A 24,457-nucleotide genomic window follows, 5' to 3' on the forward strand; every position below is an offset into this window, starting at 1 on the left:
TCAAGCAGCGCCGGCGCTGGCCGACCACGCGCGTAGATGCTCCTGCTCGTCGTCGCGCTCGCCGGCTGGGGACTCGCGGCGGCGGGTGCCCTCGTCGCGCTGCGCGCCCACCGGGCGGCCCGCCACGCCGAGCGGGAGGCGCAGGCCCACCGGGCGCAGCGCGAGGAGACCGAGGGCCGGCTCGGCGCGATCGCCGCGATCGACGCGCAGACCGGGCTGCTCAACCACCGGGCGTTCCACCAGCGGCTCGAGGACGAGGTCGGGCGCGCGCTGCGCCACGAGCGCCCGCTGAGCGTCGTCGTCCTGGACCTCGACCACTTCAAGGCGATCAACGACCGCCACGGGCACCCGGCCGGTGATCGCGTCCTCGCCGAGGCGGCCGCGCGGATCACGGCGATCGCCCGCGTCGGCGAGCACGTCGCCCGGGTCGGCGGCGAGGAGTTCGCGCTGATCCTCCCGGACGCCGACGGCGTCGGCGCGTTCGCCGCGGCCGAGCGGCTGCGGCAGGCGATCGCGGCGCGACCGTTCGCCGAGGTCGGCACGCTCACCGTGTCGGTGGGGGTGTGCGCGCTCAGCACCGCCGGGTCGGCCACCGAGCTCTACCGGCTCGCGGACGTCGCCCTCTATTGGGCCAAGGACCACGGCCGCAACATGACCTTCCGCTACACGCCCGAGGTCGCCGCCGAGCTGCAGCCGCAGCGCGAGCGTGACGGCGCGTCGGATCGCGCGCGGGCACTCGCGAGCCTGCGGGCGCTCGGCACGCTCGTGGACGACCGGCACCCGTCGACCGTGGGGCACGCCGAGCGCGTCGCGGCGCTCGCGCACGCACTGGCGCTCGAGGCGGGCTGGTCACCGGACCGGGCGCAGCGCCTGCGCGACGCCGCGCTCGTGCACGACGTCGGCAAGGTCGCGCTGCGCGAGGAGGTCCTGCTGAAGACCGCGCAGCTCGACAGCGACGAGCGCGCCCACGTGCAGACGCACGCGATGATCGGCGCGCGGATCGCCTCCTCGGTCCTGGACGAGGAGCAGCTGCGCTGGATCCGCGGGCACCACGAGCGCTGGGACGGCACCGGCTACCCGGACGGCCTGGCGGGCGACGCGATCCCGGACGGGGCGGCGCTGCTGGCGCTCGCCGACGCGTGGGACGCGATGCGCAGCGACCGCTGGTACCAGCGGTCGCGCGATCCCTCCGGGGCGCTGGCCGAGGTCCGCCGCGAGGCGGGACGGCACTTCGCCCCCGGCGCGGCCAGGCTCCTGGAGGGCCTGGCGGCGACGGGGCGGCTGCGCCGGATGACCGGCGTGCGCTGAGCCTCAGCGGCCGGGGCGACCGCCGCCCCGCTGGGGCGGCAGCTTGCGGGGCACCTGCCGCACGACGCGGTGGGTCGGCGGCTGCTGGAGCCGGCGCGGGGCGCGCCGGCCGGTGGGGAATGGGTCTCGCTCTCGCACGAGCGCTCCTCTCGGAAACGGGGTCGACCCCGCGACGGGGTCCGGATGCGGCGACACGCCCGGGCACGGACTGGTCACGGACGGTGCCGGTAGTAGACGTCGCGGGCGCGATGGCGGAGCGACGTGCTGCACGCTGCGAGCGCCTGGTCGGCGCGAGCGATCGGGCGCGCGGCCCGTCTACAGGAACATGGAGTCCATGACGCCCCGACCGTAGCGCAGCCACGCGCTGCGCGCAACCGCGTCACCCGTCGCGTATCGCGGTGGTGGTGCCGTCGAGGCCGGACTGCTCGTGAGCGGTCGGCACGGTCCGGTCGTCCTCGCACCGTGGCGGGCTCCGCGAACGACGCGCGCATCCGGGCGCAGGTCCTCGACATCGTCCGCGGGCTCCAGGGGGTCGGCTCACCACGCACCAGGCGATCGGGGACGAGCTCGACGTGCCCGCCCGCCACGCTGCGTACATCCTCTCCCGCGAGGACGCCCCGGCCGTCCCGGTCCACCGGGTCGTCCGCGAGGACGGCTCCGTCGGCGGCGGCCGCCGCGCAGCGGCGCTGCGTGCCGCGCTGCAGGTCGAGGGCGTGCCGCTCGGCGACCGCGGGCGCGTGACGGACCTGGCGGCGCGGTTCGAGCGGCCGGTGCTCGACGCCGAGAGCCGCGCCGACCCGGCGACCCCGCTGGAGCGGTCCCCCCTCGCGGAGCGGTGAGGTCGCCCGGCGCCCGTCAGCCGCCGACCGGCCGCCACATGCCCCAGAAGTGCGGACCGCCGAACGGCGCGTCGTACTCGCAGGCGGTGCGGAAGCCGAACCGCTCGTAGAGGCGGACGTTGTCCGGGTCCGACGCCTCGAGCCAGCACGGCATCCGGTCCGCGTCCGCGCGGGCGACGCCCTGCTCGAGCAGGCGGCTGCCGACCCCCAGGCCCTGGTGCGCCGACCCGACGCCGAGGTAGTGCAGCCACCAGAAGCGGTGATCGGGCGGGATGTGCCCGGTGACGGCATGGTCGACGACCGCAGCCCGCCACGTCCCGACCCCGAAGATCCGCAGCATCGCGACGGTCTCCGCGAGCGGACGCACGGCGGGCGTGCGGAACCCGGGCGCCTGCCAGAGCGCGGCGCCGCGCACGACGCCGTCCTCCCCGGCCGCGACGTCGACCGGACCGGTGTCGGCGTCCTGCGGTGTGATCCGGGCGAAGAACGCCGCCAGGGCACGGGTGCGACGGGCGGCATCCGGCACGATGAAGCGGAACGCCCGGTCGACGAGGAACGCGTCGGCGAGCACGCCGGCGACCGCGGCGTGCTCGGCCGCGCCGGCCTCACGTGCGGACACGACGGGACGCTCGGCGCTGCGGGAACGGGCCATGCGGCGACCCTACCGGCGGGGCGCCAGCCGGACGGGCGGGCCCGGCCGGGCCCGGCCCGCGCGGCCCGCGGCGCGTCAGCCGACGCCGAGCTCGTCCAGCGCGGCGAAGACGAGCTGCTCGTGCTGCTTGGGCTGCACCTTCGGCAGCACCGCGGCGATCGTGCCGGAGCCGTCGATGATGAACGTCGCGCGCTGGGCGCCCCAATAGGTCTTGCCGTACATCGCTAGACAACTGAGGGGAGCAATGCGAATATCGGCGGCCTTATGGACCGCAAGCTCCGCGTCGTCATCGCCATCCGCGTCTCGTCGGAGGCGCAGGTCAAGGAAGGCTACGGCCACGCAGCCCAGCGCGAGAGCCTGCCGAAGCTCGTCGAGGCGGCAGGGATGGTCGTCGCCAAGCGGCCCGACGGGACCGAGGCGATCTACGACGAGGGCTTCGCGTCGACCACGGCACCCGACGCGAACGAGACCAGCCTCGACCACCGGCCGGTCTTCCAGCAACTCCTCGCCGAGCTGAAGGACACGCAGCCCGACTACCTCGTCTGCCGCCAGCTCGACCGCCTCCGGCGCGATACCTACGAGCACGAGTTCATCGTCAAGAAGCTGCGAGCTGCGGGCGTGCGGGGCTTCGGGGAGGCCCCGACGCTCCGCGAGCTGACTCTGCGCGAGATCGGCGACGACCGCGACGCCGCGATGGCGACCATCGAAGCGGTCTTCAGCGGCCTCCAGAAGGCCGACACGAAGGTCAAGCTCATCTCGGGCCGGCGGCACCGCGCCTTCACCGAGAAGCTGCCGAACGGCGGCAAGACGCCATACGGCTACCGGCGCCAGGGCAAGAAGGAGCCTCTGGCCGTCGACGAGGACGAGGCAGCGACCTACCGCCTGATGGTCCGGCTGGTCATCGACCACGGGCACGGGCCGGCCGCGATCGTCAACGAGCTGACCAGGCGTCGGGTCAAGACCCGGGGCGGTGGCGGCTGGCAGGCAACGACGGTCAAGCGCATCCTGGAGAGCAAGGCCCAATGCGGCTTCATGCGGGTCCGCTTCGCCGAGGACGGCGAGGGCTTCAAGTGGGTCCCGGCCGCCGGACAGCCCAAGATCATCGAGGAGGATGAGTGGACCCAGATGCGGGCCGTGCTCGACGCCCGTAAGCGCGGCAGCGGCGTCAACCAGCGCAGGCATGTGCTCGCCGGGCTGCTCCGATGTGCCGAGTGCGGCATGACTCTCAAGGCCAACCCGGACCGACGCCGCGACAAGGACGGAAAGCGCTACATCAACTACAGCTGCCGGGTCTACAACAGCGGCTGCCCGAAGGGCCACAGCATCTCCGAGCGCAAGGCGCTGCGCGAGCTGGAGACGTGGGTCGACGAGTTCTTGGCGGCCACCGACGCCGAGGGCTGGCGCGATGACCTCGCCACCGTGCAGCCGGCCGACGTCGGCTTGCTGGAGGAGCGCATCGCCACTCTTGCGGGCGCGCTCAAGAAGGCCAAGCGCGCCTACGATAAGGCGTACTCAGCCTGGATCGACGCCGAGGGTCGGCACGAGGACCAGGCGCTCGTCGAGCGTGACCGGCGCCGAGACGAGGTGGCGCGCATCGAGATCGAACTGCAGGACGCGCAGGAGCGCTACGGGTCCTTGCAGACGTCGTCCGCGCTGGACGTCTCGCTCGACGAGCTGCGCGAGCTGCTCGACGGCTGGAAAGACTTCCCGGCCGCAGAGAAACGGGAGGCGCTCGGCATTATCATCGACCACGCCGTGCTCGGCCCGCCCGGCCCCGGCGCTCGGCTGACGGTCGTCGCGTCGGACGGCGTGCCGGAGGCCGCCAAGACCCGCGCGCACGGGACCCGGGCACGGAAGGCCAAGCTGGCGACGGGGGCGGATGCGGACGCCGCCTGGACGGCCTCCACCAAGACGGACGCCGAGGGAGGCACGACGTCGACCGAGGGCGACGCGCCAGACGCCTGACCGGCGTCGACCGCCTCGATAGTGGCGGGGTGCGGCGTCGGCTTGGCCGGCCGGGACGCCGGGACCTCGTGCAGTGCGGCGCCGGCGGGGTCCTTGCCCTCCCGCAGCAGCTTGACGCGCAGGGCCACCTCCAGCAGCCGCTGCTGCTGGTAGCGCGTGCCGGGGCGGACGCTGGGGCGTCGCTCGTGGTCGCGGGTGGTGGTGGCCGGGTGCCTCACGTTGGGACAGTCAGTCGTCGTTCGACCTCCACCGGGCGCCTTGGCTGGCGTGGTGTCGGTCGTCGTGAGGCCGGGCTTCAGGCCGGAACAGGTCCGCCTCTAGGCGGCCTCATTCCAATCTACCCGCCCGGCGCTGCCTTGCTGGGCGGCTCGTCGAGCCATCCTGGAACGCGCATCCAGATGAGGTCATCCATGCCGTTCAGGTTGGGGTCATCACCGACGGCCTGCGCCTCGGCGTCAGCACGGGTGCGCGCTTGAAGGGGTAGCCGCAGCCGAGCGCGGTCGACGCGCTGCGCGAACCCCTTCTGACCGCCGGAGCGACTCATGTAGTCAGACAACTCCGCGAGGACCGCGTCCAGGTCGTCGGTCCCACGCCGGGCGGCGTAGGCAGCCAGAACACCCCCGAGCTGCGCGAGGAGCGGACCGGCGTCGGGGCTGCGGCGCGGGCGCCGCACGAGCGGGCCGGCCGTGTCGCGCTCGCCGAAGCCGCCCGAAGTGCTCAGGGCTGCCCACCAGCCTTGGGGCTTACCCCGACTGAGGCGCGTAGTCGAGCCGGGGACCTTCAGGACTAGCCACTTCGTCGTCAAGTGCTCCCAGACGGCATCGAGGTGGTGCTCCAGGAAGGCGCGCGGGTCGGCGTCCATGAGCTGCTGGTCCCCGACGGCCAAGTCCCGCAGGAACTTGCCGCGCAGCTCGAACTCGACCCGCCACGCCTGCTCGTCCGCACCGACCGGACGGCCGAGCTGGGCAGCCCAGTGATCGCGGATCAGCGCGTCGGGATCCGCCTCCAGAGACTTGTCGTACAGGCGCGCGTACACGGCGGAGCCGCGCTTCCCGAAGGTCATTCCGGTCAAGCGCCGGCCGACGAGGTGGACCTGGGCCGCCCCGCTCACGCCTCGCCCTCCGGCTCATCGTGCAGCGCCCGTCGGGCGTTGGCCCTCGAGACGAAGTGCGGCAGGCGGTTCGGGGCGAGTTTGGCACCGAGGACGTCGGCCGCCAGGTCGATGCGGGCGATGCGCCAGCACGGCTCGTCGTCCTCCTCGGGCAGGCCGCCGACCCACGGGAGCAGCTGCTCCTCGACCCAGGCGGTGACCTCGTCCCACGCGGCAAGCCGGCCGACGCGCAGCAGGTACTCGGCGCGGCACTGCACCGTGATGCGCGGGCGGCGGGAAGAGATGGCGGCGACGAAGAGCGTCCAGTCGCCGCACTCCAGGCAATACCGCTGTCCCCGGCGCATCGCGCCGGGATGCAGGATCACCGGCTCCCCCGCTCCCCACGTCCAGTCGGTCTCGACGGCGCACTGCGGCGCCTGGCTGCGCGCGAGCTGGACCAGCTCGGCCAGCTCGCGCTCCAGGGCGTCGACGCCGCCCTCGTCGAGCAGCAGCCGTACCTGCCCGAGCGAGCAGGTGATCTCCAGCGCATCGACGTGCAACGACAGCAGGCGTACGCCGCGCGCCAGCGACGGTGCGCCGTTCACGGGCTGGCCTCCCGCGCCCAGTCGAGCGCGGCCTGGAGGACGACCCACGCAGCGAGGTGAGCGGGCTGAGCGGTGTATGGGTCACGTGCGTCCTCCTCACGGAGCTGGAACCAGCGGTTCTCCACGGCCTCGTCGAGCCGGGAGCGGATGGGATGGCCAGGCTTGAACAGCTTCGCCGTGTAGCGCCACACAGCGGTCTCGCAGTCGGACAGCTGCTCGGGCGAGAGGGCGGCAAGTTGCCCGGTGGCCGCCAACAGCGTGCGCGCGCGCTCGTACAGCTCCAGGCTGCCGAGCGGGTGCAGCGGGAAGCAGGCCGAGGCCGACGGCTTCGGCCACGGCGCCATCTGAATGGCGAGCAACGGCGTGGCGATCACGGCGGGGACCGGCACGGCCGGGTTCGGCGTGATCCGCATGCGACTGCCGTCCTGCGCCCGCGCGGCACCGGGAGGCACGAACGTGCCGAAGGACCACGCCGCATAGGCGTTCGGCGTGCTCATCGCGCGTCACCTCCGGCGCGGGCGAGGGCAGCCTCGACGGCCGACCGGTCAACCTGACCGATCAGCTCGCCCCGGCCGCGACCGGGACGGACCGCATCGACGTGCAGCTGGACAAGGGTGCCCGGGACCGCCGAAGCGAGGCTATCGGCCGGCCCGTCGAGCCAGAGGACGACGGACTGGCTGAGACGGCGCGGGTCGCGCAGCTCGACGACCGTCCGCTCGATGCCGTCCTTCGTACGAATGGTCCGGACGTCATCGGCCAGGAGCCACGCGAGGTGGAAGCCACCGAGATGCGGCGGGTTGTGGTTGGACGTGGGGGTAGTGGATTTGATCTGGGACATGGTTAGAGGAGTGGCGGGCCTCCTGGCCCGCATCGGGTTCTCCTCAGACATACCTCGCGGGCAGGGACTTGCAATGGCCTTCTGCCGCTATCCGCCGAACTTCTTCGGCGAGGACCCCCTTCGGTGGTCTTTAGACCCCCTCTGTTAGACGCTGCCACCGCCCTGACCAGCCCGCCGGTTCCGGGCCTCGCCTGCGCTCCCGCTGCGCTCCGCTTGGCGCGGCGCGGACCGGCGGGGCTACAGCTCGTACCAGGCCAGCTCGGCGCCGGGTTCGTCGGCGTACCAGGCGAAGGTGCCCGCCGCCAGATCCTTCAGGCGCCGCCGCGCTGCCGCGCTGTTTCTCGATGCGAACGCGGACAAGAACTCGCACCCCCCATCGGGGATGCGCTGACTCTGCGCCCACTGGATCAACGCACGTTTTCGATCCTCGGTCACCGCACCATCGGTCGCAACGGCCTCGACGATCCAGAAGACCGGCGGCTGCTGTGCGATGTCGACCAGCACAGCGTCCGGCAGCAGCGTCGCCTGGTCGATGCGCAACCCCAGCTGGCCGAGCACCTTGGCGTCGGCCACGTAGATCTTGTCCCCTGGTTCGGAGACGGTGAGCACCACCGCGTCCTTGAGCCGAGCGGGCGCCCAGACCTCGATGACGCCCTTGAGGATCACCGACGCCTCCCCCGGTTCCAGCTCGCGGACGGTGCCGTCGGGCAGCGTGACGCGCACGGCATGTTGGGTCTGCTCGCGCTGCTGGGCAGTCAACGCCTTGAGCTTCGCCCCGGGCGTCATGTGGGCGTCGCGCCAGGCGTCGATGGCCGCGACGAGCTGGTCTCCCAGCAGGCGCGGGTCGAACAAGTCGGCGAAGGACTCACACAGCGCCCAGCGAGGCGCCGGGCTGGTGGTCTTGACCCCTGGGCGGACGCGCATCGCCCCGTTGTCCAGCCAGCCCGGGAAGGTCTCGTCCCGCAGCGTCTCGCGTGTGTTGTCGCCGTAGAGCGGCACGTGAGCGTGACCCCAGGAAGCATGCAGCGCAGCGACCTTCTCCTTCGCACGTGCGCCGACGGCGGCTCGGTAGTACGCGGTTCTCGACGCCGCGTCGGTCCGCGCATAGGCAACCTCCGAGAGCCACAGACATGTCGTCGGCCGCACCCATCGAGCGTCATCGGGGACCGGCGCGTTGTCGGGGACGACGGCGTCCACGTAGAGCATGGCCGCGACGGCCGCGCCGGCGCCGGGCGACGACAGGACGGTGTCGAACGCCGAGCGCGGGAAGATGCGCTCCAGGCGCTCCGCGCATCTGTCAATCCTCGGAAGTGCTCGGTAAGCCATCCTCAGCCCAACCGGTAGGCGCGGTGCACAGCCGACTCTAGGACGGCTCCTCGCAGTCCCTCCCAGGACCGCAGTACGTCGGGCGGAGGAAGCGGCAGCGCCTCCAACTCGTAGGCGCTCAACGCGACGGAACCGGACACGCACCGAACGACCCGGTCGATGCACTCCGTCGCCAGCACGGCGCACAGCAGACCGCGCGAGACTATCGGCGCGGTGTTCGGGTCGCGCGGACGCAGCACGTTGACGTGGTTCTCGACGACGACCTGGCCGCCCCAGCGATGCAGGTCATCCTCGGTCAGCTCCGCCGCCACGACCCGACGAGCCTGCTCGGGCGCGGTTGTCCGCTGGACGAGGATCGCCGGGGAGCGCAACGCGAGCACCTCGGCGTCCCTGTCGTCACGGAGCGTGATGTAGCGGAAGGCGTCACGGGACGGGTCGCGGTGGAGGCGTCCGCCATCGAGATCCGCCGCCCAGATGATCGGGCAACGGCCCTCGCCAGCTTCGTCCGCGAGATCTGCGCGACGGCGGTTCCAGACCAGAGGACCCGTCGAGGCGCGCCATCCCGTCGCGCCCAGGTTGAGCGGCATTGCTGCGGCAGCTGCCGCGATGGGCGCGTCGTCGGAGCGACGTGGAAGCAGCCACGGCGCGCCGCCGCGAGGAGCCGCGAGCTTGGCGACGTCTACGACGCGGCCGTTCATGCTCGCCACTGACACCTTGCGTGCCTTCCGTCGGGAGAAGACAGCGAGGCACGTCTCCTGGAGCACGCCGGCGAAGACGCCGTCGCGCTCCTCCACGAAGGTCGCGTCGCGCAGCGGGGCGGTGGCGGCGAGCGTCGTTCTGAGGTTGCTGAAGTAGCGCCCAGCCAGAAAGGACGTAGGCACGAGCGCTCCGAGGACGCCCTTCGCATCCAGTTGCTCGACACCGGCGCCCATGAACAGCGTGTAGAGGTTCGCGTGGCCGTAGAGAACGTCCGCGAAGCGCGCGCGCTCATCCGGCGCCAGGCGCACGCGACCGTAGGGCGGGTTCATCACGACGGCACGGGCTGAGCGCTCCTGCGCTTCGAGACCGTCTCCGACTCTGGCGAGCGCCGGTAGAGGCCGGCGCCGCGCCTCGGGCACCAGCGCAACGAGCGGCAGCAGCTCGGCAGCTAGTACGACGTTGGTCAGCCAGACCGCTGCTGGGTCGGCGTCAATACCTTCGACCAGGTTGGGGATCCCCGCGAGGGTGACGCGCGGGTCCGAATGAGCGAGCGCCTGAACATGCTCGCGGACAGGCGGCAGCAGCAACGCTCCGGCCCCACAAGCGGGGTCGCGGAGAAGACCGGGCAGCGGACCGAGCCGGCCTCGGACAAGGCCCAGGCTGGCTCGCGTCATGGTCCATAGCCGCACCGACAGCTGTGGCGGTGTGTAGTGCCGACCGTGCCGTGCCCGCACGCCCGCGTCCAAGGAAGCAACGTACGCCGCCCCGAGATCCTCGGCGGTCGACGTCACTAGATCGAGCCGCTTGGTGCGACTTCCGCCGCCAGCTGCCTCGGGCGCCGAGGCGTCGAGCGCCTGCTCAAGGTCCAGCCAGCGCCCCGACAGTCCGAATGCGCGCGCCTGCGCCTCCCACCACGCCGGGACCACCGCCAGCACATCGCAGGCGGACGCCGGGAGCGGGCCGGCTGGGTCGGCCTCGCCGACTGGGTTCCGCGAGCCGCGCGCTCCAAGTTCCCTTGCCAGGCTCAGCTTTGCCCGCTCTGCAGGCGCGGTCATCGATGCTGGGCGGCCGAGCGAGTCATCTGGCGCCATCCTGCCAGTCTCGGCCGACGGTATGACCACCCGGCCCGGCGGCTACGCACCCGCCTGATCCATGTCCCGCAGCGCCGCGAGGACCTGTTCGTCGTGCTCGGCGGGCTTGACCTTCGGGATCACCTTCCGGATCACGCCAGTCTCGTCGATGATGAACGTGGTCCGACTGCTCCCCCAAAATGTCTTTCCGTACATCGACTTCTCGACCCAGACGCCGAACTGCTCGCACACCGCGTGGTCCTCGTCGGCGAGCAGCGTGAAGTTCAGAGATTGCTTGTCGTGGAACTTCTTGACCTTCGCGACCGGGTCGGGCGACACGCCGATCACGACCACGTCGCGGTCCGCGTACGCCGCCGACGCGTCGCGCACGCCGCACGCCTGCGTGGTGCAGCCGGGCGTGTCGGCCTTGGGGTAGAAGTAGAGGACCACCGTCTTCCCGGCGTGGTCGGCGAGCGCGACGGCGTCGCCGTCCTGGTCGGGGAGGGTGAACGCGGGGGCTGGGGTTCCGGCTTCGAGCATCACGCCAGGGTACGTCCCGGGGTGCGTCGAGGATCGTCGGCACGCCGTGTTCGAGGTCGTCCTCCTCCATGAGGACCACGATCTCGGTCCCTGACCGGAAGTTCGCCCGCGGCGAGGACGCCGCGCGCTCCGACAGGCCCCGCCCGCCCGCCCCGCGGCGTGTGAACGGACATTTCCAGACCCTCCGGGGGCGGAAGATGGACAGGCTGGAGCGGTATCCGTGCGGGGCGCGGGAGCGATGCGACGGGCGGCAAACGGTCGCCCGGACTGTCCATCTCCTGCCCCTCCAGGGTCTGGAAATGTCCGTTCACCGCCCGCCCGCCCGAAGGGGCGGCGTGAGGATCCCGTGAGAAGGCGTGGTGTGGGACGGGGGGTCGCGGGAAGGATCGGGGGCATGACCGCTCCCGCCCGCCCGCTCACGCCGCCCGGCCGCACGCCCACCCGCGCCACCCGCAGCGGACAGGCCGGGCGGATGCTGCGGCGCGGCGCGCTCGCCGTCGTCGCGCTCGGCCTGGCCGCGCCGACCGTCGGGAGCGTCGCGCCCGCCTCCGCGTCGACCTCGGTGCGCGTCATGACCTTCAACATCGCCCAGCTGCGCGTCGAGGACAGCCGCGACCGGATCGTGCGGCTCATCCGCTTCTACGACCCGCAGGTCGTCTTCCTCAACGAGGTCGACGGTCCGAACGACCAGCGCAACCAGGCGCACAGCCTGGCCGCCGCGCTCGGCATGCAGGCCCAGACCTACCTCACCGAGCGGCACGGCAGCGTCCTGCGCGGCAACGCCATCCTGATCCCGAAGCGGCTGCGGTTCCTGCGCGTGAGCCGCAGCCGGCTCACGCCCAACGGCTGCTACCTGCGCGGCGTCGTCGGCGCGACCGTCGACCTCGGGGCCGCGAACGTCAACCTCGGTGTCGCGCACCTCGACGGCAAGGAGGCCGGGGCGAGCTGCTCCAACGACCCCGGCTACCCCGTCACCAGCGCCGACGCCGCGCTCGAGCAGGCCAAGCAGCTGCGGCGCATCGTCGGCAACCCGAGCTGCGCGACGTTCGTCGGGGGCGACATGAACCGCGTGCCCGGCAGCTCCACGCACCGGGTCCTGACCACGTTCCTCAAGGACACGTGGCTGCAGCGCTTCGACGGTCGCCCCGTCCACCGCGGCGGGAACCAGTACACCTACGGCTGGGCGACGGGCGGCACCCCGGCCAAGCGCATCGACTACCTCCTCTACGACAACGCCACGCCGATGAACGCCGACGTCCCGGACGACGGCCTGCGTGTGCCCGGCGGCGAGCCGGACGACTACGGCGCGGGCACCTTCCCCTCCGACCACAAGCCGGTGATCGCCAGCTACCGCATCCCCGCGGCCCGCTCCTGCCCCGCGGGCTAGGTCCTACGAGGGCGCTCGAAGCTCGGACCGACGCGGTCCGAGCGGTGGCATCGCGCCCAGCGGGTGCGCGGTCTGGACCCGGCCGAGCGACGTGCCGTCGACGTCGCGGACCGTGACGCCGCGGACCCGCACCCGGACCTCGGAGCCGTCCGCGCGCACGATCAGCAGCTCCGTCTCCGCCGTGCCCTCCGCGTCGAGGCGGGCCGCGTAGGCGAACGCCTCGTCCAGCGTGGCGGTGCGGATGAAGAAGTACGGCCGCCGCGCACCGATCAGCTCGTCCTCGCGGTAGCCGGTGAGCGTGCAGAACGCCTCGTTGACCGCGACGACGACCCCGTCGAGCGTCTGCAGGAACGGCTCCTGCATCGCGTCGCGGATCGCCTCCGACAGGTCGCGCTCGGCCACGAGCCGGCGCTCCGTCTCGCGGCGCTGCGTGATGTCCTTGAACGTCACGAGCCGCAGCCCGCGTCCTCCGCGCGGGTCCTGCACGAAGCGGACGCTCACGATCACCGCGACGCGGCGACCGCCGCGGCAGTAGAGCTCGTGCTCGGCGGTGTGGTCGTCGTGCGGATCGCGCTCGCGGATTCGTGCCGCGTCCTCGATCGCCGTCTCCGGCGGCAGGTACGGGAACTGGCCGGGTGACGCGCTCAGCAGCTCGCCGCGGGTCCAGCCGGTGAGCGCGACGAACCGGTCGCTCACGTCGATGATCCGCGCGTCGTCCCCGAGGACGATGAACGGGTCGGGGAACCCCGCGACGAGCGCCGCGTTCCACTCGCGCTCCCGCCGCAGCGAGGACTCGAGCTCGCGCCGCGCTTCGATCGCGGCGTCCCGCAGGCGGACCGTGACGCGGCAGCCCGCCCCCGGCGCCGTGTCGATCTCGAGCTCCCCCTGCAGGTCCGCCACCCGGCGCCGCAGGCCCGCGTGCCCGAGGTGCCCGGACCGCTCGGCGTCGACGAGCTCCGCGCGCGTGAAGCCCCGCCCGTCGTCGGCGACGCGCAGCAGCAGGCCGCCCGCCTCGCGACGCAGCTCGACGGCGAGCTCGCTCGCCTCGGCGTGCCGCTCGGCGTTGGCGACGAGCTCCCGCAGGATCGGCAGCACGACGGTCGCGACGTGGCCATCGATCTCGGGGTCGACCGCCACGTGCGCGGTCAGGCCGGAACGGCGGACCGCCTCGTCGACGATTCGGCCGATGCCCGACTCGAGGCCCGCCGCCTCCAGGGCGTCGTCGTGGACGACGTGGGTGAGGCTCCGCAACGCGCGCGTCGCCTCGGCGAGCCCGTCGCGGACGTGCTCGAGCGCCGACGGGTCGCTCTCGGCACCGTCGAGGTCCTGCCGGGCGGCCAGCAGCCGCTGCAGCGCGTCGTCGTGAAGCAGCTGGGCGATGCGGACGCGCTCGCGCCGCTGCAGGTCCTCGGCGTCGGCCTGCAGCGTCGCGGTGTGGCGCTCGAGCGCGACGAGTCCGTCGAGCCGCTCCCGCATCTGGCGGGCGACGACCGCGCAGACGCCGACGACGACCGCGATGAAGAAGCCGTTGCGGGCGGCATCCGCGACGCCGTGATGCACGAGCTCGACGGGGACGATCGCGCCCGCGATGCCGACGCCGCGCGCCGCGAGCGCTCGCGGCGACAGGAACATCGACCAGACGACGAACAGCAGGATGAGCGGGACGAGCGCGGCGACGCTGCGGCTCGGGTGCGCCGCGACCGCCAGCCCGAGCACCATCGCCACGTCGAGCGCCGAGACGACCGCGGAGGGCAGGGCGACCCGGCGACGCACCAGCAGCCAGACCCCCGTGGCGTAGGTCTGACAGACCGCTGCGGCGAGGAGGAAGGCGCCGTCGCGCAGCGCCCCGTCGTCGAGCGCGAAGCTCGCGCTGCAGGCCAGCGGGACGGTGCTCAGTCGCGCGGCGGCGATGACCGCCGCGCGGTCACGGCGCGGCAGCCGCATCCGGTGGGTGAGCCCACTCGGCTGCGCGGAACTGGGCGGTGACGCCACGCCTCGACCCTACCCCAGCCTCGAGCGGTCCCCCTGGACGTGCGGCCTCGGCTGCCGCAGGCGCGGCCGCAGCCTCGCCGGGTGCAGCGCCGCGAGCTCGTCCCGGAGCTCGGTGCCCGTGGAGAGGTCCTTGAACGTCACCAGGTGCAGGCGCCGCCCGCCACGCGGGTCGACGACGACCGATGCGGTCGCGAGCACGTCGACGCGACGCCCGTCCTTCGTGGCGATGTCGTAGCGCGTCTCGTGCTCGAGGTCGGCGCTCAGGTCGGTCGCGATGCGCCGGATCGCCGCGCGGTGCTCGGGCGGCCAGTACGGCAGGTCACCCGCGGGCGCGGCCAGCAGCTCCGCGCGGGTGAACCCGGTCAGCTCGACGAAGCGGTCGCTGACCTCGACCAGACGCAGGTCCGGGGTGGCGACGACGAACGCGTCCGGGAACCCGGCGACGAGCGCGGCGTTCCACCCGCGCTCGTGGCGCAGCGCCTGCTCGAGCGCGCGGTGCGCGCGGACGTCCGCGTCGGCGAGGACGACCTCCACCCGGGTCCCGGCACCGGGCCGGGCGTCGACGGTCAGCGAGCCGTGCAGCTGCTCGACCCGGCGGCGCAGCGCCGCGTGGCCGAGGTGCCCGGCGGCCTGCGCGGTCCCGAGGTCCTGGAGGCGCAGCCCACGGCCGTCGTCCTGCACGACGATCGACACGGCAGTGCCGTGACGCTCGACCGTCACGTCCAGGCAGGTCGCGGCCGCGTGGCGCTCGACGTTCCCGACGAGCTCCCGGACGACCGCGAGGACGAGCGGGTTCGCCGCCCCGGCCGCCCCGGCGTCCACGCCGACGGTCGCCTCCAGGTCGGCCCGTCGCGCGGTGTCGTCGACGAGCCGGCGCACGGCGGCCTCGAGGCCGGCGGCCTGGAGCGCCTCGTCGTGCACGACGCGGGTGAGATCCCGCAGCGATGCGGTGGCGGCCCGCAGACCCTCGCGGGCGCGGTCCAGCGCCTCGGCGTCGCCGGACAGGCTCTGGTCGAGGTCCTGCCGGGCGGCGAGCAGCCGCTGCAGCGCGTCGTCGTGCACCAGCTGGGCGATCCGCTCGCGTTCCCGGCGCTCGAGGTCGGCGACCTCGACGAGCAGCTCGTCGGCGCGCTGCTCGACCTCGGCGGTGAGCCGGTCGCGGCGGCGCAGCTCGGCGGCGACGAGCGCCCCGACCCCGACGGCCACGACCGACCCGGCGAGCGTGCGGAGGTTGGGCTCACCCCCGCGCAGCAGCAGCTGCAGGACCGTGACGGTCGCGGCGATCCCGAGGCCCGAGACGACGAGGTGCCGGGGCGTGCTGGTGAGCGCCCAGGCGCCGATCGCCAGCAGGGCCATGGCCCGCCCGGCCGGATCGACGCGCGGGTTCGCGGCGACGATCAGCACCACCAGGACGACGAGGTCCGCCGCGGTGGATCGCGTGCCCAGCGTCGCGCCGCGACGGGCCAGCTCCCAGCGCACGAGCGCGTACGCGAAGCACGCGGCCGCCACGCCGAGGAACACGGGGTCGCGGGTCGCGGGACCGTCGGCGGCGATGCTCGACAGCAGCGCGATCGGCACGACGAGCAGCCGCAGCAGGGCGCCGATGCGCGCGTGCCCGGCCGCATCCGGCCCACCGGCCGGTCCCCTGTGGTCGTGCCGCACCATCGCCGCCGGTCATTCAACCAGCCGCGGAGCGGTACGTCACCGCGCGGCTCACTTCAACAGCCGCGACAGGCGACGATCCTTCAGCACCTTCCCGTCGGTCTGGCACCACGGGCAGTAGCAGAGCACCTGCTCCTCGTAGTGGACCGCCTCGATCGTCGTGCCGCAGCGCGGGCACGGCTCACCGTGATGCCGGTGCACGAGCAGCGGCAGCGGCAGCTTGTCCGGGATCGGCAGCCGCACGACGTCCTCGTAGTGCGCCAGTGCGGCCCCGAGCCGGTCGACCATCGCGGCACGCAACGCGGCCGCGTCCTCGTCCGAGAGGCCGCCGGCGCGCGCGAACGGCGAGAGCCGCGCCTCCCAGAGGATCTCGTCCACCCACGACCGACCGATCCCGGCGAGCACCCGCTGGTCACGCAGGACCGCCTGCAACGGCCGGGCCTTCTGGGGGCCGAGCACGTCGCGCAGGTCGGCCGGCGGGTCGGGCCACGCCTCCGGGCCGAGCGTCGCCAGCGCCGGATCGGCGGCGAGCTCGTCGGCGCGCAGGAGCTTCGCCCACGCCGCCTGCTTCGTGCCGAACTCCTTCAGCCGCAGCTCCCGGTCGGGCGGCCGGCCGTCCTCGTCGGCGATGCGCAGCAGCAGGCGGTTGGCGCGGTCCTTCATCGAGGCGCGCTTCTCGAACAGCTGCAGCCGGCCGGCCGACATCAGGTGCAGCAGCAGCGCGACCGGGCCGCCCGCCGCGGGCGCGTCGAGGTCGACCACGAGGTGCTTGCCGATCCGTCGCACCCCGGTGATCGTGGCGCCTTCGAGCGCGTGCAGGGGCGGGTCGAACGTCTTCAGCGTGTTGAGCCCCGGCGCAAGCGCCGACGCGACCGTCGCGCCCTCCAGGGCCGCCGAGAGGCGGCGCGCGGTGATCTCGACCTCGGGCAGCTCGGGCACGGCTCAACCTCCTGCGGGGGTGAGGATGACGTCGTAGGCGCGTTCGGTGCGGCGCAGGCGGCAGGCGTCGGGACCGCAGCTCGCGGCGCGCAGCTCGAGCGTGATGCGGCCCGATCCGGTGCCGAGCGGGACCGCGACGCGGGCCGGCAGCGCGTCCAGCCACCACGTCCGCTCGCCCGGCAGGAGGGCCTCGTCGGTCGCGCGCGCGGTCACGCGGACGGGCGGGCCGCCGGCCGGATCGAGCGCGTCGCCGTCGAGCGGGACGTCGAGCGTCGCGTGCAGGACGCCGTCCTCGGCCAGGATCGCGGTCTCGGCGACGACCGGGGCCCCGGGCTCGTCGCGCGAGGGTGGCCGGCCGACGTCGATCGCCTCCGCGCGGGCGGCGACGGGGTCGACGAGCACGACGCGGTGCGCGCCGGTGTCGGCGACGACGAGCCGACCGTCGGGCAGGACGTCGAGGCCGCCAGGCTCGTCGAACCCCTCGACCGGCACGGTCCACAGGTGCTCCCCGCGCCACACGCGCAGCCGGTGGTTGTAGGTGTCGGCGACGAACAGGGAGCCGTCGGGCGCGGCGGCGAGCCCGAGCGGGTGCTGCAGCATCGCGCGGTCGCGGTCCCCGTCGCTCGCGCCCCAGTCGAACAGGCCCTGCCCGGCGAGCGTGCGGACGGTCCCGGCCGGACGGTCGAGCACGCGCAGCGCGGAGCTCTCGGCGTCGAGGAACGCCAGCTCGTCCCGGGCGGTGACCGCGAGCGCACTGGGCTGGGCGAGCAGCGCGCGCAGGGCCGGCCCGTCGAGCAGCTCCTCCGCCCCGGTCCCCGCGATCACCTGCGCCTCGCCGCCCGCGTCGATCGCGCACAGGACGTGGCGGCCGGCCCCGGCGATGACGACGTGCCCCTGCCAGCGCACGACGTCCCACGGGCTCTTCACCTGCTCGGTGAGGAGCGTCCGCGTCCCGCCGGGCAGCTCGATCCGCCAGACGCGGTCGCGCGCGGTCTCGCAGACCAGCAGGGCGTCGGGGCCGTCGAAGCGCACGCCCTGCGGCTGGTAGAGCCCGCCGAGCTCGACCAGGACGACCCCGTCGAGCGTGGTGACGAGCACGCGGTCGTGGCCGCTGTCGGCGACGACGAGCCGCTGCCCGTCGGGGGCGATCGCGACCTTGCCGGGGAACGCGAGCTCGCCGCGCCCGGCGGCGGACGGACGGACGGACGGCAGCGGGCCGGGCGGGCCGAGCGTGCCGGCCTCGCGGGCCTCCTCGACGAGCGCCTCGATCGCGGCGGCGAGCTCGACGGCGTGGCCCTCCCCCGCCACCGTCGCGGCGACGCGGCCGGTCGGGTCGATCAGCACGAGCGTCGGCCAGGCGCGCACCCCGTAGGCGTCCCACAGCGCACCGTCGGGGTCCTCGAGCACCGGGTGCTCGAGCCGCAGCCGGGCGGCGGCCGCGGCGACCGCGCCGTGGTCGCGCTCGTGCGGGAACTTCGGGGTGTGCACGGCGATCGTGGTGAGGACGTCCGCGAAGCGCCGCTCCAGCCCGCGGAGCTCCTCGGCGACGTGCAGGCAGTTCACGCAGCAGCTCGTCCAGAAGTCCAGCAGCACCACGCGGCCGCGCAGGTCGGCGAGCGTCAGCGGCCCGCCGCCCGACCAGCGGCCAGTACTCCGGAGTTCTGGCGCACGGACGCGCACGCGGTGGATGTCGAGGGGTCCGGACACCTGCGGGAAGTATCCTCCCCCCGCGTGACCGGTTCCGCAGGACAGGAGCTCGACGACCCGCGGCGGCTCGCCGCACTCGAGCGCCGTGGCCTGTTCGCCTCCGCTCCCGACACCTCGTTCGACCGCTTCACCCGCATCGTCGCAACGGTGCTCGACGTGCCGCTGGCGCAGCTGTCGCTCGTCGGCGAGCACGAGGAGCGCTACCTGAGCCGTCGCACCGACGACCCCGACCTGGCGGCGATGCTCTCCGGCCCGGTGGCCGACTCGGCGTGCCAGTGGGTCGTGCGCAGCGGCGCCGAGATCGTCGCCGAGGACGCCGAGTCCCACGAGCTGCTGGCCGACAGCCCGGCGATCGGCAAGGGCCTGCGCGCGTACTGCGGCTTCCCGCTGCGCCGGTCCGGGGGCGAGATCATCGGGACGCTCTGCGCGATCGACTTCGCGCCGCGGCCGTGGACCGAGGAGCACGTGAAGCTCGTCTCCGACCTCTCCGACATGGTCGTCACCGAGATCGAGCTGCGCGACGCGCTCGAGCTCGCCACCGAGCGCACGCAGGAGCTCGAGGACGCGGCACGCGGCCTGCGGACGCTGCAGGACGTGCTCGACGAGTCCGAGCACGAGCGCGACCGCACCGAGCGCGTGTCGATCGACCTCGCGTCGACGATCGCGCACGAGCTGCGCACGCCGCTGTTCGCGATCCGCGGGCTCGCCGAGGTGATGCTCGCCGAGGCGCCCGCGTCCGGCCTCGCCACCGACGTGGCGATGATCGACCGGACCGCGCAGGAGGCGCTCGAGCTCGTCAACGAGCAGCTGCAGCTCGCGCGGACGGAGGCCGGGCACGCGGTCGTCGACGCCTCCGACGTCGCGCTCGAGGAGGTCCTCGGCGCGCTGCGCGGCATGATGGCCCCGGTCCCGCGCGCACCGGGCGTCGAGCTCGTCGTCGAGCCTGCGCCCGCCGACGTGCCGGCGCTGCGCACCGACCCGGGGAAGCTCGCGCAGATCCTGCGCAACCTCGTCGCCAACGCGCTCCGCCACACCGAGCGGGGCGAGGTCCGCGTCGCGGCGCGGCTCGTCGACGACGGCACGCGGGTCGCGTTCACGGTCCGCGACACCGGGGCCGGGATCCCGGCCGACGACCTCGAGCGGATCTTCCAGCCGTTCGAGCGGGCGGGCGACAGCGAGGACGGGCGGGGCACCGGGCTCGGGCTGCCGCTGGCGCGCAAGCTCGCCGACCTGCTCGGCGGCACCGTCGACGTCGAGAGCGAGCCGGGCGTCGGCTCGACGTTCACCGCGACGGTCGCGGCGCGCTACGGCGCGACCTGAGCGCGCCGCCGCAGGAGCAGCAGCACGCCGAGCGCGCCGCTCACCAGCGATCCGACGAGGATGCCGACCTTGGCGATCGCGATCTGCGCGCCGTCGACGTAGGCGAGCTGAGCGATGAACAGCGAGACGGTGAAGCCGATCCCGCCGAGCGCCGCCGCACCCCAGACGTGCCCGCGGTCCACGCCGTCGGGCAGCACGCCCCAGCCGGCGCGCAGCGCGAGCATCGCCGCGCCGCCGATGCCCGAGAGCTTGCCGACGACGAGGCCGAGGACGATCGCCCACGCGAGCGTGCTGGACGCCGCGTCCTGGAGCGTCCCGCCCCCGAGGTCGACCCCCGCGTTGGCGAGCGCGAACAGCGGCACGATCGCGAACGCGGTCACGTTGTGGAGCCGGTCCTCGAGCTCCTCCAGGACGTTGCGCCCGTCGATCTCCCCGGTGGGCATCAGCAGGCCGATGAGGACGCCGGCGATCGTGGCGTGCACCCCGGACTCGTGCATCGCGACCCAGACGACGATCGCGAGCGGCACGTACTGCCACGGCCGGGTGGCGCCGAGCCGGCGCAGCTCGACCATCCCGACGAGGCCGAGCGCGGAGCCGGCGAGCCACAGGATCGACAGGTCGTCCGCGTAGAAGACGGCGATGATCGCGATCGCGAGGATGTCGTCGACGATCGCGATCGTCAGCAGGAACAGCTTGAGACTCGCGGGGATCCGGTCGCCCAGGAGGGCGAGGACGCCGACCGCGAACGCGATGTCGGTCGCGGCGGGGATCGCCCAGCCCGGAGCGTCCGGCGTCCCGGCCGTCAGGAGCGTGAACAGCAGCGCGGGGAGCGCGACGCCGCCGATCGCCGCGACCACCGGCAGCGTCGCGGTCCGGCGGTCCTGCAGCTCGCCGCAGACGAGCTCGCGCTTGATCTCCAGCCCGACGACGAAGAAGAAGATCGCCATCAGGCCGTCGTTGATCCAGTGGTGCAGGTCCAGCTCGAGCCCGAGGTCGAGCTTCGTCTCCCACAGCGCCACGTAGTCGTCCCCGAGCGGGCTGTTCGCCCACACGAGCGCGACGACGGTCGCGAGCGCGAGGACGATGCCGCCGGCGGCCTCGTCGTGGAGGAACTCGGCGAGGGCCGTGCGCTTCACGAGGCGCGGTCCACCACCCGGGCGGCGAGCTCGCGGAAGAACGCGGAGCGCGTCACGACCCCGACGACGTGCCCGTGCTCGAGCACCGGCACGAGCAGCACGCGGTGGTGCAGGAAGACCTCGGCGAGCTGGGCGTCGCCCGCGTCGACGTCGACCTCGACGTGCTCGGTGTTCGCGTGCGACCCGACGGACTCGGCGATGCAGCCGGCGCGGCGGTCGATCGTCTCGTCGAGGGTGTGGGTGAGGAACCGCATCGACGTCATCTGGTCGAGGTAGCCGGGGAACAGCGCGGCGATGAACTCGCGCTCGCCGAAGATGCCGTGGTAGCGGCCGTCGGCCTTCAGGACCGGGACGGCGGGCAGCTTCGTCGTCGCGAGGATCTCGAGCGCGGCGGAGATCGGGTCGTCGACCGTGACCGTGGGGGTGTCGCGGACGATGGCGATGTCGGTGATCGAGCGGGGCATGGTGCAGGGACTCCGGGTGGTCAGACGTAGCGGATGCTCACGTACGCGGTGGCGACGAGCAGCGACAGCAAGGTGACCGGGACGCCGATCTTCAGGAACTCGACGAACCCGATCCGCCGACCGGCGCGGGCGGCGAGCCCGGAGGCGGCGACGTTGGCGGCGGCGGCGATGATCGTGGCGTTGCCGCCGAAGCAGGCGCCGAGCGCGAGCGCCCACCAGTAGGCGTCGTCGTCGCTCTCGTTGAGCTGCTCGACGACGGGGATCATCGCGGTCGTGAACGGGATGTTGTCGACGAGCCCGGAGGAGATCGCGCTGAACCAGGTGATGCCGAGCAGCTCGGCGGTGCGGTCACCGCCGGTGACGTCGGCGATGCCGTCGGCCATCTCGCCGATCGCGCCGGTCTCCTCGAGCGCGCCGACCATCACGAACAGGCCGACGAAGAAGAAGATCGTCGGCCACTCGACGCTCGCGAGCGTCTTCTCGAGCGTCTGCGTCGTGAGCAGCAGCATCAGCGCGGCGCCTGCGAGCGCCACGGTGGCGGGCTCGATGTGCAGCGGCTTGTGGACGAAGAACAGCAGGATCGTCCCGAGGAGCACCGGGAGCAGCTTCTTCAGCTCGGTGGCGTCCTCGATCGCGCGGTCGGCGTCGAGCTCCATCACGCGGCGGCGGGCGTCCGGCGCGACCTGCAGCCGCGACCGGAAGACGAGGTAGAGCAGCGGCACGACGACGAGCAGCGTGACGATCACCACCGGCGCGAGGTTCGTGAGGAACGCGCTGAAGCTGAGACCGGTCGCCCCGGCGATGAGGATGTTCGGCGGGTCGCCGATCAGCGTGGCGGTGCCGCCGATGTTCGACGCGAAGACCTCGATGAGGATCAGCGGGATCGGGTCGATGTCGAGCGCGTCCGCGAGCAGGAACGTGATCGGCACCATCAGCAGCACCGTCGTCAGGTTGTCCAGGAACGCGCTGAGCAGCGCGGTGGAGCCGGCGAGCAGCAGCACGAGCGCCAGCGGCCGGCCGCCGCTCGCCTGGCCGGCGCGGATCGCGAGGTACGTGTAGAGCCCGGTCGTCTCCGTGAGCTTGACGACGATCATCATGCCCACGAGCAGGCCGATGGTCGCCCAGTCCACCGCCTCGATCGCCTGCTCCTGGTCGATCGTCTGCGTGAGCAGGACGAGGACCATGCCGGCGAGCGCGACCTTGGTGCGGTCGACCTTCTCGCTGGCGATGAGCGCGAGCGCGAGGGCGAAGAGGACGATGGCGAGCGTCACGGGAGGGGCGGCTCCGTTTCGGGCAGGGGTCGACGACGTGCCGACCAGGCTTCCCGGCTCACCTGTACGAGAGTCTACCCGGGACCGGTCGCCCCACCCGCCCTGAGTAGGAATTGCTCATGGTGCGCGCGACCGCCCGGGCCTACCGTCGGCCGGGTGCTCCACCCCCGCTCGCTCCTGCCCATCCCGCTCGCCGTCGCGCTGACGCTCGTCCCGGCCGCGACCGCCTCCGCCGCCACGCCGATACCGCTCGGGACGGTCGCGGCCGCCGACGTCGCCGTCGACGCGGCCGGCGCGGCGCACATCGCGCTCTCGGGCACCGACGGCGCCGTGTCGCACTGCCTGATCCCCCGCGACGGGACCGGCTGCGTGCGGCGCACCCCGATCGCGATGCCGGGCGCGCCGATCGGCTCGGAGGTGCACGTGCAGGTCAACGGGGCCGCGGTGCTCGTCACCGCCGCCCGGTCCACCGGCGATCCCGACGGGGACGGTCCCGCGGTCGCCGTGTCCACCGACGGCGGGGCGAGCTTCGCCCCGGGCGTCCGGGTCGGCTCCTCGCAGGTGCTCGCCGGCCAGCAGGTCGTCGGCCCCGACGGCGCGCTGTGGCACGGCGTCATGTCCGGCGGCTTCCTGAACGTCGTCCGCGCCGCGTTCGACGGCTCCACCCCGACCTCGACGCCGCGGCTCGTGTTCGACGGCCCGGGCGCCGGGGTGGACCCGGCCGGGTTCGCGATCGTGGACGGCGTCGCGGTCGCCGTCCGGCCGACCGACCCCGCGGCGTTCTTCGCCCACCCGCTCGGCAGCGGCGACCCGCACATGGCCACCTCCTGGTCGCCGCCCGGGACGCTGACCCCGACGGCGGGGCGCGTGATCGGCGAGCCGAGCCTCGCCAGCGGCGGGCGCGGCATGGTCCTCACGACGCTCGAGAACGGCTCGCTGGAGGCCGCGATCACCGCCCGCCGCTGGACCGGCGCGGGCTTCGGGCCGCCGGTCGTCCTCTACCGCAACCAGGGCGGCTCCAACAACGCCAACAACGGGGAGATCACCGCGGACCCCGGCGGCCGCTTCCACGCCGTCTTCACCGGGGACAACGGCTCGACGCTGCGCTACGCGCGGTCGGCGGACGGGGGCGCCACGTGGAGCCCCGCGCAGGTGCTGACGACCTCGCCCGACCGGTCCGTGCTGCGGGCGCGCGCGAGCGCGGCGGCGGACGGGCGCGGCTTCGCCGTCGCCGTCCGGGGCGAGGAGTGGTTCGCGCTGCCGCTGGAGCCGAGCGCCGGGCTGCCCGGCGAGCCGACGGTCACGACCAAGGTCACCGAGGGCGACACCGACCTGCTGCTCGGCCTGCCCCGGGGCTGCCTGCCCGCGGGCGACGTGCGCGTGACGCTCACCCAGAGGGCGCGCAAGGTCAAGACGCGGCGCAGCACCGGCAGGCGCGTCGTCGTCAAGGTCACGCGGGTCGACTTCTCCGTCGACGGCCGCGACGTCCGCACCGACCGGCGCGCCCCGTTCACCCAGACGCTGCGCCTCGTCGGGCTCGCACCGGGCTCCACGCACGTCGTGCGCGCCCGCGCGTTCCTCAAGGTCCGGACCGGCAAGCAGCGGACCCGCTCGATCCGCCGGTCGGTGCGGATCTGCGCGTGAGCG

At 73.6% G+C, this 24,457-nt stretch carries 21 protein-coding genes and 1 pseudogene; 6 read left to right on the plus strand and 16 right to left on the minus strand.

Translation table 11 applies throughout. The features are described 5' to 3' along the window. Positions 1 to 36: 36 nt before the first annotated feature. Positions 37 to 1,308: a diguanylate cyclase gene (locus C7Y72_RS02830; protein ID WP_107567097.1), complete on the plus strand. Its 1,272-nt coding sequence runs from the start codon at positions 37 to 39 to the stop codon at positions 1,306 to 1,308. Between the two features lie 536 nt (positions 1,309 to 1,844). Beyond that, positions 1,845 to 2,147: pseudogene (locus C7Y72_RS02835) on the plus strand (MGMT family protein); the annotation flags it as partial. Between the two features lie 16 nt (positions 2,148 to 2,163). Here the strand turns inward: C7Y72_RS02835 and C7Y72_RS02840 are convergent. Both C7Y72_RS02840 and C7Y72_RS23035 read right to left on the minus strand, forming a co-directional pair. Further along, positions 2,164 to 2,799 carry a GNAT family N-acetyltransferase gene (locus C7Y72_RS02840; protein WP_107567099.1) on the minus strand — a complete coding sequence of 212 codons (636 nt, stop codon included), beginning with the start codon at positions 2,797 to 2,799 and terminating at the stop codon, positions 2,164 to 2,166. A gap of 75 nt (positions 2,800 to 2,874) precedes the next feature. Next, entirely contained in the window at positions 2,875 to 3,021 is a 147-nt protein-coding gene (locus C7Y72_RS23035) for a thioredoxin domain-containing protein (RefSeq protein ID WP_158276596.1), read from the minus strand. A gap of 42 nt (positions 3,022 to 3,063) precedes the next feature. On the opposite strand from C7Y72_RS23035, the gene C7Y72_RS02845 reads away from it, so the two are divergent. Next, a complete protein-coding gene (locus C7Y72_RS02845; protein WP_107567100.1) occupies positions 3,064 to 4,764 on the plus strand; it encodes a recombinase family protein in 1,701 nt (566 codons plus the stop codon). Between the two features lie 337 nt (positions 4,765 to 5,101). On the opposite strand, the gene C7Y72_RS02850 is transcribed toward C7Y72_RS02845, so the two are convergent. The 7 genes from C7Y72_RS02850 to bcp form a co-directional block, all read right to left on the minus strand. After that, positions 5,102 to 5,875 (minus strand): hypothetical protein, encoded by a 774-nt coding sequence (locus tag C7Y72_RS02850; protein ID WP_107567101.1) that lies wholly within the window; start codon positions 5,873 to 5,875, stop codon positions 5,102 to 5,104. Beyond that, positions 5,872 to 6,459, minus strand: a complete 588-nt coding sequence (locus C7Y72_RS02855; RefSeq protein WP_107567102.1) for a hypothetical protein — start codon at positions 6,457 to 6,459, stop codon at positions 5,872 to 5,874. Before C7Y72_RS02855 ends, C7Y72_RS02850 begins: the two co-directional genes overlap by 4 nt. Next, positions 6,456 to 6,956, minus strand: a complete 501-nt coding sequence (locus tag C7Y72_RS02860; RefSeq protein ID WP_107567103.1) for a hypothetical protein — start codon at positions 6,954 to 6,956, stop codon at positions 6,456 to 6,458. The genes C7Y72_RS02855 and C7Y72_RS02860 overlap by 4 nt, the downstream gene beginning before the upstream one ends. After that, entirely contained in the window at positions 6,953 to 7,297 is a 345-nt protein-coding gene (locus tag C7Y72_RS02865; protein ID WP_146175225.1) for a hypothetical protein, read from the minus strand. Before C7Y72_RS02865 ends, C7Y72_RS02860 begins: the two co-directional genes overlap by 4 nt. Before the next feature lie 237 nt (positions 7,298 to 7,534). Further along, positions 7,535 to 8,623 (minus strand): BsuBI/PstI family type II restriction endonuclease, encoded by a 1,089-nt coding sequence (locus tag C7Y72_RS02870; protein ID WP_107567105.1) that lies wholly within the window; start codon positions 8,621 to 8,623, stop codon positions 7,535 to 7,537. 2 nt (positions 8,624 to 8,625) lie between these two features. After that, complete coding sequence (locus tag C7Y72_RS02875; protein ID WP_158276597.1) at positions 8,626 to 10,377, minus strand: Eco57I restriction-modification methylase domain-containing protein; 1,752 nt, start codon at positions 10,375 to 10,377, stop codon at positions 8,626 to 8,628. Positions 10,378 to 10,455: 78 nt separating this feature from the next. Continuing rightward, the gene (gene bcp, locus C7Y72_RS02880) at positions 10,456 to 10,932 is read right to left on the minus strand and encodes a thioredoxin-dependent thiol peroxidase (RefSeq protein ID WP_107567107.1); all 477 of its coding nucleotides are present in this window, start codon (positions 10,930 to 10,932) and stop codon (positions 10,456 to 10,458) included. 394 nt (positions 10,933 to 11,326) lie between these two features. Here bcp and C7Y72_RS02885 point away from each other — a divergent pair, with 394 nt between their 5' ends. Then, positions 11,327 to 12,319 (plus strand): endonuclease/exonuclease/phosphatase family protein, encoded by a 993-nt coding sequence (locus C7Y72_RS02885; RefSeq protein WP_158276598.1) that lies wholly within the window; start codon positions 11,327 to 11,329, stop codon positions 12,317 to 12,319. A 3-nt stretch (positions 12,320 to 12,322) separates the two neighbouring features. On the opposite strand, the gene C7Y72_RS02890 is transcribed toward C7Y72_RS02885, so the two are convergent. The 4 genes from C7Y72_RS02890 to C7Y72_RS02905 are packed head-to-tail and all read right to left on the minus strand — an operon-like array spanning position 12,323 to position 18,619. Then, positions 12,323 to 14,311 carry a PAS domain S-box protein gene (locus C7Y72_RS02890; protein ID WP_158276599.1) on the minus strand — a complete coding sequence of 663 codons (1,989 nt, stop codon included), beginning with the start codon at positions 14,309 to 14,311 and terminating at the stop codon, positions 12,323 to 12,325. A 9-nt stretch (positions 14,312 to 14,320) separates the two neighbouring features. Then, positions 14,321 to 15,976: an ATP-binding protein gene (locus C7Y72_RS02895; protein ID WP_107567110.1), complete on the minus strand. Its 1,656-nt coding sequence runs from the start codon at positions 15,974 to 15,976 to the stop codon at positions 14,321 to 14,323. Between the two features lie 48 nt (positions 15,977 to 16,024). Continuing rightward, positions 16,025 to 16,912 (minus strand): DNA-formamidopyrimidine glycosylase family protein, encoded by an 888-nt coding sequence (locus C7Y72_RS02900; RefSeq protein ID WP_107567111.1) that lies wholly within the window; start codon positions 16,910 to 16,912, stop codon positions 16,025 to 16,027. 3 nt (positions 16,913 to 16,915) lie between these two features. Beyond that, the gene (locus C7Y72_RS02905) at positions 16,916 to 18,619 is read right to left on the minus strand and encodes a thioredoxin-like domain-containing protein (protein ID WP_158276600.1); all 1,704 of its coding nucleotides are present in this window, start codon (positions 18,617 to 18,619) and stop codon (positions 16,916 to 16,918) included. Between the two features lie 24 nt (positions 18,620 to 18,643). Between C7Y72_RS02905 and C7Y72_RS22660 the strand changes: the two genes are divergently transcribed. Further along, the gene (locus C7Y72_RS22660; protein ID WP_158276601.1) at positions 18,644 to 19,939 is read left to right on the plus strand and encodes a GAF domain-containing sensor histidine kinase; all 1,296 of its coding nucleotides are present in this window, start codon (positions 18,644 to 18,646) and stop codon (positions 19,937 to 19,939) included. Here the strand turns inward: C7Y72_RS22660 and nhaA are convergent. Genes nhaA through C7Y72_RS02925 form a run of 3 tightly spaced genes read right to left on the minus strand, consistent with a single transcriptional unit; the run spans position 19,924 to position 22,810 of the window. Further along, entirely contained in the window at positions 19,924 to 21,075 is a 1,152-nt protein-coding gene (gene nhaA, locus C7Y72_RS02915) for a Na+/H+ antiporter NhaA (RefSeq protein WP_107569556.1), read from the minus strand. The two genes, C7Y72_RS22660 and nhaA, sit on opposite strands and share 16 nt — an antisense overlap. Then, positions 21,072 to 21,539 (minus strand): CBS domain-containing protein, encoded by a 468-nt coding sequence (locus C7Y72_RS22665; RefSeq protein WP_146175228.1) that lies wholly within the window; start codon positions 21,537 to 21,539, stop codon positions 21,072 to 21,074. Before C7Y72_RS22665 ends, nhaA begins: the two co-directional genes overlap by 4 nt. Before the next feature lie 20 nt (positions 21,540 to 21,559). Then, positions 21,560 to 22,810: an ArsB/NhaD family transporter gene (locus C7Y72_RS02925; protein ID WP_107567113.1), complete on the minus strand. Its 1,251-nt coding sequence runs from the start codon at positions 22,808 to 22,810 to the stop codon at positions 21,560 to 21,562. Between the two features lie 156 nt (positions 22,811 to 22,966). Between C7Y72_RS02925 and C7Y72_RS02930 the strand changes: the two genes are divergently transcribed. Further along, on the plus strand, positions 22,967 to 24,454 hold the full coding sequence (locus C7Y72_RS02930; protein WP_107567114.1) for a sialidase/neuraminidase family protein: 1,488 nt from the start codon (positions 22,967 to 22,969) through the stop codon (positions 24,452 to 24,454). Positions 24,455 to 24,457 lie beyond the last annotated feature (3 nt).

Source organism: Paraconexibacter algicola (assembly GCF_003044185.1).
In the GTDB taxonomy this organism is placed as follows: domain Bacteria; phylum Actinomycetota; class Thermoleophilia; order Solirubrobacterales; family Solirubrobacteraceae; genus Paraconexibacter; species Paraconexibacter algicola.

Coding starts and splice junctions, on each gene's coding strand:
- C7Y72_RS02830 (WP_107567097.1), top strand. CDS start 37: ATGCTCCTGCTCGTCGTCGCGCTCGCCGGCTGGGGACTCGCGGCGGCG.
- C7Y72_RS02840 (WP_107567099.1), bottom strand. CDS start 2,799: ATGGCCCGTTCCCGCAGCGCCGAGCGTCCCGTCGTGTCCGCACGTGAG.
- C7Y72_RS23035 (WP_158276596.1), bottom strand. CDS start 3,021: ATGTACGGCAAGACCTATTGGGGCGCCCAGCGCGCGACGTTCATCATC.
- C7Y72_RS02845 (WP_107567100.1), top strand. CDS start 3,064: ATGGACCGCAAGCTCCGCGTCGTCATCGCCATCCGCGTCTCGTCGGAG.
- C7Y72_RS02860 (WP_107567103.1), bottom strand. CDS start 6,956: ATGAGCACGCCGAACGCCTATGCGGCGTGGTCCTTCGGCACGTTCGTG.
- C7Y72_RS02865 (WP_146175225.1), bottom strand. CDS start 7,297: ATGTCCCAGATCAAATCCACTACCCCCACGTCCAACCACAACCCGCCG.
- C7Y72_RS02870 (WP_107567105.1), bottom strand. CDS start 8,623: ATGGCTTACCGAGCACTTCCGAGGATTGACAGATGCGCGGAGCGCCTG.
- C7Y72_RS02875 (WP_158276597.1), bottom strand. CDS start 10,377: ATGACCGCGCCTGCAGAGCGGGCAAAGCTGAGCCTGGCAAGGGAACTT.
- bcp (WP_107567107.1), bottom strand. CDS start 10,932: ATGCTCGAAGCCGGAACCCCAGCCCCCGCGTTCACCCTCCCCGACCAG.
- C7Y72_RS02885 (WP_158276598.1), top strand. CDS start 11,327: ATGACCGCTCCCGCCCGCCCGCTCACGCCGCCCGGCCGCACGCCCACC.
- C7Y72_RS02895 (WP_107567110.1), bottom strand. CDS start 15,976: ATGGTGCGGCACGACCACAGGGGACCGGCCGGTGGGCCGGATGCGGCC.
- C7Y72_RS22665 (WP_146175228.1), bottom strand. CDS start 21,539: ATGCCCCGCTCGATCACCGACATCGCCATCGTCCGCGACACCCCCACG.